We start from the raw sequence: 11,772 nt of genomic DNA, 5'->3' as shown, positions 1-11,772 counted from the left end.
TGGTAACACACTGAGCCAAATACCTTAAGCCACAAATCGGGTATCAGATCGGGCTGGTGTGACAAAGTCCGTCCGTTATAATGCCCGCCAGGACAATAGATTGCGCCCATGACTCAGAAGCGGGCGCCCTGCCACAGGATCTTCGAAAAATGAACAGTGATGCCAATGTCGATCTGACAGAAATCGCCAAGTTTGAAGCCATCGCCTCCCGCTGGTGGGACATGGAAGGTGAATTCAAACCCCTGCATCAAATCAATCCGGTACGCCTTGACTGGATCACCGACAAAAGTGGCGGTCTGTTTGGCAAGCGCATTCTCGATATCGGATGTGGTGGCGGCATTCTCTCCGAGAGCATGGCCCGTCGTGGCGCCAAGGTGACCGGTATCGACATGGGCAAGGAGCCCCTCGGCGTCGCCCGCCTGCACGCCCTGGAGCAGGGTGTCGAGCTCGAGTACCGCCAGATCACTGCCGAAGCCCATGCCGCCGAAGTGCCAAGCCAGTATGACGTGGTCACCTGCATGGAGATGCTGGAGCATGTGCCGGACCCCGCCTCCGTGCTGCGCGCCATCGCGACTCTGGTACGCCCAGGCGGCCGGGTGTTTGTCTCCACCATCAATCGCAACCCCAAATCCTATCTGATGATGATCCTCGGCGCCGAGTACCTGATGAAGATGGTGCCCAAGGGGACTCACGATCATAAAAAGTTCATCATGCCCGCCGAACTCTGTCGCATGGGTGAAGCCGCGGGCCTGTTGGTGCGGGATATGAGCGGGGTGCACTATGCACCGCTCTCCAACAGTTTCAAGCTCGGCAAGAATGTCGACGTCAACTATATGGTGGAGTTTGTCCGCCCGGAGCACGGTTGATGAGCGCCTCTCACCCTCTGCCCCTGCGCGGTGTGCTGTTCGATCTGGATGGTACCCTGCTCGACACAGCCCCGGATCTGGGGGCCGCAGTCAACCATGTACTAATCAACGAAGGCTTTGCGCCGCTCTCTGACGACATCATTCGTCAGACCACCTCCCACGGGGCGCTCGGGCTGCTGAAAGCGGGCCTCGGCGACGAACTGCTTGAGGAGCTGGGGGCCACGCGCCTGCGCAATGCCCTGCTCGACTACTACGCGGCCAATCTCTGCGTCGGTACCCGCCCCTATGAGGGAATGGTGGATCTTATCGAGTGGCTCGACAAGAAACAGCTCCCCTGGGGCATCGTCACCAACAAGCCGGGCTTTCTCACCGAGCCGCTGCTGGCGGCCCTGCCAGAGCTTGCCAGTTGCGGCGTCACCGTCAGCGCCGACACCCTGCCGGTACGCAAGCCCGACCCCGCCCCCATGTTCTTTGCCTGCGAGAAGCTGGGGGTCGAGGCGGCTCACTGCCTCTATGTGGGGGATCATGTACGGGATATCGAAGCGGGCCGAAATGCTGGCATGCGCACCGCGGTCGCTGGCTGGGGCTATCTCAATGATGAGGAAGATCCCGCCCAGTGGGGCGCCGATCTGCAGTTTGATACCGTGCAGGCCCTGCACCACTGGCTGCGCTATGAGTTGACGGCCAAAGCGTAACGCGCAGCCTTACCGGCTGACATGCGATAACGGGGCGAAGAGACTCTCCGCCCCTTGCATCTCTTCCTTTACGCTCCCGCGTCCTGCGCCACCATCACGCCTCTATTCATAGATAATAAAGGCAGCTTACCGTCTGCTTGATACCCATTTGACAAGCACGCAGCCGCAACAGAGAGGCCACCAACCGCTATCGGCTGATGCAAAGCCCTTGCCACGCTGAGCCCGCGGCTGCGACAACTGGACAGCTTTTGACCCTTGTTGCATAAGGGATAATCAGCCGCCGTTTGCTAGTAAAAAGCCCCCCGTTTCGCAAGCAAAAAAAGTTATTTAAATTTTCCATCTTCGATCGGGAGACTTGCATTTAGCGGAGCAGACGAATGAAAACCCGCTCACTGTGAGCGGTCACTAACTGATGGAGCAAGACTCACAATTTATCCACAGCTCGTCACTTATCCACACATTGCAATGGCGGGCTGACCTCACTATCTTGTAGCTCGAACTTAAAATAACACTACATCTTGTGATTCATCGCACAATCTCTACCCAACTCCCGTACACCGCCGGAGCCTGGGTGGCGCCATTGTGCGATGGTTTTTCGGGAATCAACTGAAGGTCATCAGCCAATGAACTTGTTTGTGACGAAGCGTAACGGACACAAAGAACCCATCGATCTGGATAAAATTCACCGCGTGCTGGACTGGGCCGCCGAAGGGCTCGACAACGTGTCGGTCTCCCAGGTAGAGCTCAAATCCCATATCCAGTTCTATGACGGTATCCGTACCGCTGACATTCACGAAACCATCATCAAGGCAACGGCTGACCTCATCTCCGAGCAGACCCCGGACTACCAGTACATGGCAGCCCGTCTGGCCATCTTCCACCTGCGCAAGAAGGCCTACGGCCAGTTCGAACCGCCCCACCTCTACCAGCACGTGGCTCGTCTGGTGGACATGGGCAAGTACGACAAGCACCTGCTGGAAGACTACACCCAGGCCGAATTCGAAGAGCTGAACACCCATCTGGATCACTGGCGCGACATGGATTTCTCCTACGCGGCAGTCAAACAGCTGGAAGGCAAATATCTGGTCCAGAACCGCGTCACCGGCGAGATCTACGAGAGCCCGCAGTTCCTCTATATGCTGGTTGCGGCCTGCCTCTTCTCCAAGTATCCGAAAGATACCCGTCTGGACTACATCAAGCGCTTCTATGATGCGGTCTCGACCTTCAAGATCTCCCTGCCGACCCCGATCATGAGCGGCGTGCGCACCCCGACCCGTCAGTTCAGCTCCTGCGTACTGATCGAGTGCGATGACAGCCTGGACTCCATCAACGCCACCGCCAGCTCCATCGTGCGTTACGTTTCCCAGCGCGCCGGTATCGGCATCAACGCCGGTCGCATCCGCGGTCTGGGCAGCCCCATCCGTGGTGGCGAAGCGTTCCACACCGGTTGCATCCCCTTCTACAAATACTTCCAGACTGCCGTGAAGTGCTGCTCCCAGGGCGGCGTGCGCGGCGGTGCGGCCACCCTGTTCTACCCGCTGTGGCACACCGAAGTGGAAAGCCTGCTGGTGCTGAAGAACAACCGCGGCGTGGAAGAGAACCGTGTTCGTCACATGGACTACGGCGTGCAGATCAACAAGCTGATGTACCAGCGCCTCATCAAGGGCGGTGACATCACCCTGTTCTCCCCGTCCGATGCGCCGGGTCTGTACGATGCCTTCTTTGCCGATCAGGACAAGTTTGAAGAGCTCTACGTCAAGTACGAGCAGGATCCGGCCATTCGCAAGAAGACTCTGAAAGCGGTAGACCTTTTCTCCCTGATGATGCAGGAGCGTGCCGGTACCGGTCGCATCTACATCCAGAACGTGGATCACTGCAACACCCACAGCCCGTTCGACCCGAGCGTGGCGCCGGTACGCCAGTCCAACCTCTGCCTCGAGATTGCGCTGCCGACCAAGCCGCTCAACAACATCGACGACGAGAGTGGCGAAATCGCCCTGTGCACCCTCTCCGCCTTCAACCTGGGTGCCATCGAGAAGCTGGAAGATCTGGAAGAGATGGCCGATCTGGCCGTGCGTGCCCTCGACGCCCTGCTCGACTATCAGGACTACCCGATTGCCGCCGCCAAGAAGGGCAGCATGGGTCGTCGCACCCTGGGTATCGGCGTCATCAACTACGCCTACTACCTGGCCAAAAACGGTGCCCGTTACTCCGACGGCTCCGGTCTGGCGCTGACTCACCGTACCTTCGAGGCCATTCAGTACTACCTGCTGAAAGCCTCCGTGCAGTTGGCCCGCGAGTTCGGCCCCTGCCCGCTGTTTGGCGAGACCACCTACGCGCAAGGTATCCTGCCCATCGACACCTACAAGAAGGATCTGGATGCGCTGTGCAACGAGCCGCTGCATCTGGATTGGGAAAGTCTGCGTGAAGAGATCAAGTCCGTGGGCTTGCGCAACTCCACCCTGACAGCCCTGATGCCGAGCGAGACCTCCAGCCAGATCTCCAACGCTACCAACGGCATCGAGCCGCCACGCGGTCTGGTGTCGGTCAAGGCCTCCAAAGATGGCATTCTCAAACAGGTGGTGCCCGAGTATGATCGCCTGAAAGATCAATACGAATTGCTCTGGAAGCAACCGAGCGTTGACGGCTACCTGCAGCTGGTCGGTATCATGCAGAAGTTTGTGGATCAGGCGATCTCCGCCAACACCAACTACGACCCTGCCCGTTTCGAAGGCAACAAGGTCCCGATGAAACAGCTGCTCAAGGACTTGCTGACCGCCTACAAATACGGCCTCAAGACCCTGTACTATCACAACACCCGTGATGGTGCAGACGATGCCCAGACCGATCTGCAAGATGACGGTTGTGCAGGCGGGGCTTGCAAAATCTAAGTCACGACAAGAACTGATAACCGGGCGGGAGCATGAAGCTCCCGCTCTCCTGTTTTCTCTATTCACATATTCTGGTAACCATGGCCTATTCAACTTTCTGCCAAACCCAAAACGACCAGCTCAAAGAGCCGATGTTTTTTGGCCAATCGGTCAACGTAGCCCGTTATGATCAACAAAAGCACGAAGTGTTCGAGCGGCTGATCGAGAAGCAGCTCTCCTTCTTCTGGCGCCCGGAAGAGGTGGATGTCTCTCGTGATCGCATCGACTATCAGGCCCTGCCGCCGCACGAGCAGCACATCTTCATCTCCAACCTGAAGTACCAGACCCTGCTGGACTCCATTCAGGGCCGCAGCCCCAACGTGGCCCTGCTGCCGCTGGTCTCCATTCCGGAGCTGGAAACCTGGATTGAGACCTGGGCCTTCTCCGAGACCATCCACTCTCGCTCCTACACCCATATCATCCGCAATATCGTCAACACCCCCGCCCAGGTGTTTGACGACATCGTGACCAATGAGCAGATCTTGAAGCGCGCTGGCTCCATCAGCCACTTCTACGACGACCTGATCGAAGCGACCGCCCTCTACAACCTGCACGGTGAAGGGACCCACACTGTCGCGGGCCGCGAAGTGACCATCACCTTGCGCGAGCTCAAGAAGAAGCTCTATCTGTGCCTGATGAGCGTCAACGCGCTGGAGGCAATTCGCTTCTACGTCAGCTTCGCCTGCTCCTTTGCCTTCGCCGAGCGTGAACTGATGGAAGGCAACGCCAAGATCATCAAGATGATCGCCCGCGACGAAGCGCTGCACCTCACCGGCACCCAGCACATGCTGAACCTGATGCGTACCGGCCTGGATGACCCGGAGATGGCCGAGATCGCCGCCGAGTGCGAACAGGCCTGCTTCGAGATCTTCAAGGAGGCGGCCATTCAGGAGAAAGAGTGGGCCGAGTACCTGTTCCAGGACGGCTCCATGATCGGCCTGAACAAGGACATCCTCTGCCAGTACGTGGAGTACATCACCAACCTGCGCATGAGCGCAGTCGGCCTGCAGCCAGCCTTTGCCGGCACCAAGCAAAACCCGATCCCCTGGATCAACACCTGGCTGTCATCCGACAACGTGCAGGTCGCCCCGCAAGAGGTAGAGGTCAGCTCCTATCTGGTTGGTCAGATCGACAGCGAAGTCAATGCCGACGACCTGGGTGATTTCGAGCTGTGAGTGACGCCACCAACACGCTGACCCCTGCCCCGCACGCGCCTGCTGAGCAGCAGGCGGACGTGGCACCACGGGTACATACCCGGGATGGTGCCGTGCTGCACGCCCATCCCGGCGAAAGCGTGTTGGAGACCCTGGAGCGCCACGGTCATCATGTGGAATTCCAGTGTCGCAGCGGCTATTGCGGCGCCTGCCGCACTCCGCTGATGGCTGGCAAGGTGCACTACCCCAATGTGCCGCTGGCATTCGTCGCCCAGGGGGAGTGCCTCCCCTGCTGCTGCAAACCGGTCGGCGCCATCCGGCTGGATATCCAGAAGAACTGACACCGCCACAGGCTGGCAACTCGCGCAAAATAGAAAGCCGCCGGAGCAATCCGGCGGCTTTTTTTGTCTCTTCACATTGCTCGGGCGCCCGATGACAGACGCCCAACCCCTCAGAGGATTACAACCAGGGGGCGGCAGTCGGCCCGTGGTGCAGGCCCAGCTTCCAGACCCGGCCAAAGTGCTTGTAGTGACCAGCGGCGACACCGGCCTTCTCGCCCATGCCATGGTAGAGGTCGAGGTGTCCCTTCTTCACCGCCCCGCCCACATCCAGCGCAATCAACAGCCGCAGCTGGTGCTTGCCGGTCCAGTTGCCCTCTTTATCGAGCAAGGGGACTTCGGCGAGGATCGGGGTCCCCATCGGCAGCAGTGTCTTGTCGGCTGCGACGGCTGCCAGCGGCAGCAGCGGGATACCGGCGGCGCCGATCACGTCATTGGTGGGGCGACGCTCGAAAAAGACATAGGAGGGATTCTGCTCCACCAGCTCCTTGACGCTCTCCTCCGGTTGACGGTTGGCCCACTCCTTGATGGCCTTCATCGACATCTGCTCTTTGGGTACTTCACCGCGGTCGATCAACACCCGGCCGATACTGACGTAACCGTGACCGTTCTTGCCGCTGTAACCCAGATATTGCAGCCGATCGTCATCCCCGTAGTGGACAAAGCCCGAGCCCTGCACATCCATCAGGAAGTTGTCGATAAGGGATTTGCTGTAACCCAGCTCCAGTCCGCGGTTGGCCAGGGCCCCCTGATGGATCTCGGCCCGGGTCGGACAGCGACCACCACATTTGGGCATGGCATAGATGGGATATTTATACTTGGCATCCGGGCGGTGGCGCACTTCCAGCACTGGCGAGTAGTAACCGGTAAAGAGCACGTTACCCATGCGATCCGCGCCGCCCAGCTGAGCCAGGCTGATACCGTAACGGGTAATGTCGGCAGGATTGCCGCCGCCCGCCACCCAGCGGGAGAGCTGATGATAGAGCTCGCCATAACGGCGAGTCATCTTGCCGGAGCGCTCCAGTACCAGTCGGCTCTGCGGGCCAAACTTGCTGTAGTCGGCACGCGCACGGCTATTGACCCGCTCCACCCTCACCAGATCCTCTGGCAAGGTCCCGTCCAGATACTGCTTGCCCAGATTTTCCGGCACCTCGCAGTTAAGAAAGCATCTGTTGTCGGTCTGTTTTTTGGGCACTTCTGCTTTGTCAGAGTTGCCCGCACAACCGGCCAGTCCCAGCACTGCGGCGGTCAGCCAGTACGCGTGTTTGTTCATATGTCCTCATATAACGCCAAGAGCCATGCTCGGCGGGGAAGATGCCAAATTTGCAGGGGGAAAGCAAACGACATCAATCACTTGAAGCAGGATTTCTCCAAAGGGGATCCGCTGGGTTATAACAAGGTGACAGGATGTGCGAGGTGATGGATGGAACAGCTCGAAATCTTCCCGCTGCAGAGCCCCTGCATCGGGGTCTGCGAAGTGAACAACAAGGGCTACTGCAAGGGGTGCCTGCGCAATCGCGACGAGCGTTTCAACTGGCTCACTATGACCCCTGCCCAGCAACAAGAGGTGATGCGCCTGTGCCGGGATCGCAAACGCCGGGTCGAAGCTGCCCGCCGCAAGGCACAAGAAGGCGCGCCCAATGAACCGCAAGCACAGCCCGGCTGGGATTTTTAAACTCAGCCTACCTGCAATCCCCACCTCACAACTCACCTATATCACCGGCAAAACAAAAAGCGGCCCGCAGGCCGCTCTTGGTTATAACGTATTGCCGGACGGCAAGGTTTATGCGGTGGCCAGCTTGGCCTGCTCTTCGCCGCGCTTGAGCATGGCGTAGGAGACACCGGTCAGCAGCGAGCCTGCGGCAATCGCCACGATATACATCATGACGTTGCTGATGGCGTGCGGGATAAAGAGCACAAACAAACCGCCGTGGGGCGCCATCAGCTCGCAACCGAACAGCATGGAGAGCGCACCGGTCAGGGCACCGCCGACCATGCAGGCCGGGATAACCCGCATAGGATCCTTGGCGGCAAACGGGATGGCCCCCTCGGAGATAAAGCACAGACCCAGCACGAAGGAGGCTTTGCCCGCTTCCTGCTCCGCCTTGATGAACTTGGTGCGGGCCAGGAAGGTAGCTATCCCCATCCCCAGTGCCGGCACCATACCGGCGGCCATCACGGCGGCCATCGGGGCGTAGGTTTTGGAGGCCAGCAGGCCAACCCCGAAGGCGTAGGCCGCCTTGTTGACCGGGCCGCCCATGTCGAAGCACATCATGGCCCCGATGATGACACCCAGCAGCACGGCGTTGGCAGAGCCCATGTTGTTGAGGAACTCGGTCATGGCATTCATGATGCCGGCCACCGGACCACCCACCACATAGATCATCACCAGACCGGTAAAGAGGCTGGCAAACAGCGGAATGATCAGGATGGGCTTGAGCGCTTCCAGAGTGGTCGGCAGGCGCACCTTGTCACTCAGATATTTGGCGCTGTAACCGGCCAGGAAACCGGCCACGATACCGCCAAGGAAACCGGCACCCAGTGAGCTTGCCAGCATACCGCCGATCATGCCGGGAGCGAGACCCGGACGGTCAGCGATGGAGTAGGCAATGTAACCGGCCAGCACCGGGATCATCAGGGCAAAGGCTGAGCCACCACCGATCTTCATCAGCGCGGCGGCAAGAGTCCCTTCCACCTTGAACGCCTCGATACCGAACACGAACGAGAGCGCGATAATAAGACCGCCCGCCACCACCATCGGCAGCATAAAGGAGACACCGGTCAGCAGGTGCTTGTAGGGGCCGGCTTTTTCCTCTTTCTTGGGCTGGCTGGCACCGCTGTGGCGATAGAGTGTCGCCTCGTTCCACGCCTTGTCGAGTTCGGCGCGGGTTTTCTTCAATGCCGCGCCCGTGCTGGTACGATAGACCGGCTTACCGTCAAAGCGCGCCATGTCCACTTCGATATCGGTGGCGAGGAATACCAGATCGGCAGATGCAATCTCCTCGGCAGTCAGGGCATTCTGGGCACCGACCGAGCCTTGAGTCTCGACGCGGATCTGATAACCCAGCTGTTTGGCCATGGTCTCCAGCGCTTCTGCCGACATAAAGGTGTGGGCAACGCCAGTCGGGCACGCTGTCACTGCCACGATGCGCTTGCCAGCGGCGGCGGGTTTAGCTGCTGCGGGAGCGGCTTGATGACGATAGATGCTGGCACCGCTGGTGGCAGCTTCCAGCAAGGCAGCCGGATCCTGCAGGGCGAGATCCATGCTCCCTTGATAGACTCGCTTGCCATCATAGGCGGCGAGATCCACCGGGGCACTGGCGACAACCAGCACCAGATCGGCGGCAGCAATCTGCTCCTTGCTCGGTACTTGGCGGGGCTGCACGCTGGAGCCGACGTCGAGGGTGAGTTCCCAGCCAGCCAGTTTGGCCTGCTGTTCTATCCGTTTTGCAGCGAGAAAGCTGGTGGCAATGCCCGCCGGGCAAGCCGTAACCAAGATTGCTTTCATTGGGCATCTCCTGAGTTTTTCATTGAGGGGGTATTGCACTGAACCGGTGCCAGCTCATCCAGACGCTCTACGCGCACCTGTTCAAGTAAAGGGTTGAGCACATTGATATCGTCAAAGCCGACCGCGACCTGACTGACCGCCAGTGCCGAGACGGCGGTGGCCAGCCGCAGGGTCTGCTCCGGCGTCCAGCCAAGGCTGAGACCATGGGCGAGACCGGCCACCAGGGAATCGCCGGCACCCACGGTGCTGACCACCTGCATCCGCGGCGGAATGGCTTGCCAGACGGCATCCGGGGCAAACCAGATGAGGCCATCGGCGCCGTTGGAGATCACCACGTTGGGGATCCCGCTTGCCTGCAGCGCGCGGGCACACTCGGCCTGCTCGCTCAGGGTCTTGATGGGGCGGCCCGCCCACTGGCTCAGCTCCTCCAGATTGGGTTTGACCAGGGTCGGCGCCGCCTTGATCCCTTCGCTTAAGGCCGCACCGCTGCAATCGAAGATCACCTGCTTGCCCTTGGCCTTGAGCAGACGGATCAGATGGGCGCAGTAATCGGGAGCCACCCCTTTGGGCAGGCTGCCCGCCAACACGAACCACTCGGCATCCGGAGCCAATTGGTCGATGGCCAGCTCCAGCGCGCTCACTTCCCCTTGCTGGATGGTGAGCCCCGGCAGGTTGAGATCGGTGACCCGACCGGATTGCTCGGAGATCTTGACGTTGATGCGGGTGCTGCCCGCGACACGGACAAAGTGATCATCCAGCGCCCGCTCTGCAAACAGGGAGACAAAGCTCTGCTCATTGTCTGCGCCCAGCCAGCCGGTCACGCCCACCTCACAGCCCAAGTCCTTGAGCACCATGGCGACGTTGATCCCCTTGCCCGCCGCGCGCAGGTTGGCCTCACTCACCAGATTCACCTCGCCAAGGCTCATCGCCTCGAGACGGGTGGTGAGATCAAGGGCGGGGTTGAGGGTAATGGTGACAATCTTCATCAATGCGCCCCCTCGCCAAGACCAGCGGCGATGGCCTCACCGATCCCCTTGAGGGCCGCTTCGGCATCTGCCCCTTCGGCGCGAAATGCCAGACGGTGCCCGCATTTGACGCCAAGGCCGATCACCTTCATCAGGCTCTTGGCGGAGACCGCCTCGCCGCTGCCATCCAGATTGGCAACCCGGATATCTGATTCAAACTCTTTGGCCACCTTGACCAGCATGGCACCGGGACGGGCGTGGAGGCCGTGGGGGTTGATGATGGTGAAGGTTTCGGAAAGACCGCTCGCGGGGCCCGCTTGCAACATGGCCAGCCCCTCGCTGCCCGCCAGCGTCGCCAGCTGACCGGCGGCCGCCAGTTTGGCCAGATTCTCCAGTTGCGGCAGATGGCCGCTATCTGCAGCGCACAGCAGCAGCATGGCGCTAACCGGCAGCTCCCCTGCCGTGAGGGCGCTACTCGGGGTGGCCAGCACCCAACCGGTCTGGGCCGATGCTGTTTGCTGAACATTGGCCCGCGCCAGCCAGACGCCCTCACCCAGATAAGCAGGGTCGCTTGCCAGCAGCGCGCTCACCATGGCGGCATCGCCCCAACCGGCGGACTTGGCGCGGGCAGCGGCGCCCAGCAACAGCTGGTCGCGATCATCGGCCGGGAAGTCAACCAGGGTCAGGTATTGCACCTCTTTGGCGGCAGTGGTGCCAGTCAGGATGTTGATGATGGTGTCGGCATCGGTGGCCTCTTTGAGCTGGGCAGCCGCCTGCTCGTCACCCAGCACATGGGTGAGCTGGCGCAAAATGCCCAGATGCTCGTCGGACTTGGCGGCGATGCCGATAGCGACATAGGCGATCTGCCCCTCATCCCACTCGATACCATTGGGGAACTGGGCCACCATGACGCCAGTGCTCTTCACCAGATGACGGGTATCGGTGGTGCCATGGGGAATGGCGATGCCGCTGCCAAGATAGGTGGCATGCTGCGCTTCACGGGCCAGCATCCCATCCACATAGCCCGCGTCCACCAGACCGGCTTCGGTCAGTTTGCCTGCCAGCAGGGCAATGGCGTCTGACTTGGTTGCCACCGACTGTCCCAGCAAGATCTGCTCTCGCGCCAACTTCAACATAGAGACTCTCCATCAGGTTCCGGCCGCGCCGGTACGTCACAATTGAACATTCGGGTAACTCGCCAGCTGACAATAGACCCGAACACGGTTGACTGTGATCGGAGCCTGATTTTCAGGCCACTGGGTCTCTTCGTTGCTGACAGGCTGAATCGTTTCACTTACACTCAGACTGAATCGTTT

The 11,772-nt window shown here is 60.0% G+C and carries 10 protein-coding genes; 6 read left to right on the top strand and 4 right to left on the bottom strand.

Features of this window, described 5'->3' with window-relative positions; genetic code table 11:
* Positions 1-149 precede the first annotated feature (149 nt).
* The 5 genes from ubiG to yfaE all read left to right on the top strand — a co-directional run bounded on the left by ubiG (position 150) and on the right by yfaE (position 5,986).
* Positions 150-866, top strand: a complete 717-nt coding sequence (gene ubiG, locus ACTG1K_RS13185; protein WP_440005671.1) for a bifunctional 2-polyprenyl-6-hydroxyphenol methylase/3-demethylubiquinol 3-O-methyltransferase UbiG — start codon at positions 150-152, stop codon at positions 864-866.
* Complete coding sequence (locus ACTG1K_RS13180) at positions 866-1,561, top strand: HAD family hydrolase (RefSeq protein ID WP_440005669.1); 696 nt, start codon at positions 866-868, stop codon at positions 1,559-1,561. The genes ubiG and ACTG1K_RS13180 overlap by 1 nt, the downstream gene beginning before the upstream one ends.
* Before the next feature lie 623 nt (positions 1,562-2,184).
* The gene (nrdA, locus tag ACTG1K_RS13175) at positions 2,185-4,452 is read left to right on the top strand and encodes a class 1a ribonucleoside-diphosphate reductase subunit alpha (protein ID WP_019838757.1); all 2,268 of its coding nucleotides are present in this window, start codon (positions 2,185-2,187) and stop codon (positions 4,450-4,452) included.
* An 80-nt stretch (positions 4,453-4,532) separates the two neighbouring features.
* On the top strand, positions 4,533-5,666 hold the full coding sequence (nrdB, locus tag ACTG1K_RS13170) for a class Ia ribonucleoside-diphosphate reductase subunit beta (RefSeq protein ID WP_236268099.1): 1,134 nt from the start codon (positions 4,533-4,535) through the stop codon (positions 5,664-5,666).
* Positions 5,663-5,986: a class I ribonucleotide reductase maintenance protein YfaE gene (gene yfaE, locus ACTG1K_RS13165; RefSeq protein ID WP_236268100.1), complete on the top strand. Its 324-nt coding sequence runs from the start codon at positions 5,663-5,665 to the stop codon at positions 5,984-5,986. The genes nrdB and yfaE overlap by 4 nt, the downstream gene beginning before the upstream one ends.
* Before the next feature lie 118 nt (positions 5,987-6,104).
* Here the strand turns inward: yfaE and mltA are convergent, their stop codons facing one another.
* Positions 6,105-7,256: a murein transglycosylase A gene (gene mltA / locus ACTG1K_RS13160; protein ID WP_019445143.1), complete on the bottom strand. Its 1,152-nt coding sequence runs from the start codon at positions 7,254-7,256 to the stop codon at positions 6,105-6,107.
* Positions 7,257-7,406: 150 nt separating this feature from the next.
* On the opposite strand from mltA, the gene ACTG1K_RS13155 reads away from it, so the two are divergent.
* Complete coding sequence (locus tag ACTG1K_RS13155) at positions 7,407-7,658, top strand: DUF1289 domain-containing protein (RefSeq protein WP_164536867.1); 252 nt, start codon at positions 7,407-7,409, stop codon at positions 7,656-7,658.
* Between the two features lie 108 nt (positions 7,659-7,766).
* On the opposite strand, the gene fruA is transcribed toward ACTG1K_RS13155, so the two are convergent.
* From fruA to fruB, 3 genes are read right to left on the bottom strand one after another with little or no spacing between them, the layout of a single operon-like run.
* The gene (gene fruA, locus ACTG1K_RS13150) at positions 7,767-9,491 is read right to left on the bottom strand and encodes a PTS fructose transporter subunit IIBC (protein WP_421211105.1); all 1,725 of its coding nucleotides are present in this window, start codon (positions 9,489-9,491) and stop codon (positions 7,767-7,769) included.
* Positions 9,488-10,477 carry a 1-phosphofructokinase gene (gene pfkB, locus ACTG1K_RS13145; protein WP_421211107.1) on the bottom strand — a complete coding sequence of 330 codons (990 nt, stop codon included), beginning with the start codon at positions 10,475-10,477 and terminating at the stop codon, positions 9,488-9,490. The genes fruA and pfkB overlap by 4 nt, the downstream gene beginning before the upstream one ends.
* Complete coding sequence (gene fruB, locus ACTG1K_RS13140; RefSeq protein ID WP_440005666.1) at positions 10,477-11,592, bottom strand: fused PTS fructose transporter subunit IIA/HPr protein; 1,116 nt, start codon at positions 11,590-11,592, stop codon at positions 10,477-10,479. Before fruB ends, pfkB begins: the two co-directional genes overlap by 1 nt.
* Positions 11,593-11,772 lie beyond the last annotated feature (180 nt).

Source organism: Aeromonas sp. 102P (genome assembly GCF_051920345.1).
Classification (GTDB): domain Bacteria; phylum Pseudomonadota; class Gammaproteobacteria; order Enterobacterales; family Aeromonadaceae; genus Aeromonas; species Aeromonas veronii.
This window is presented reverse-complemented; position numbering and strand designations above follow the sequence as displayed.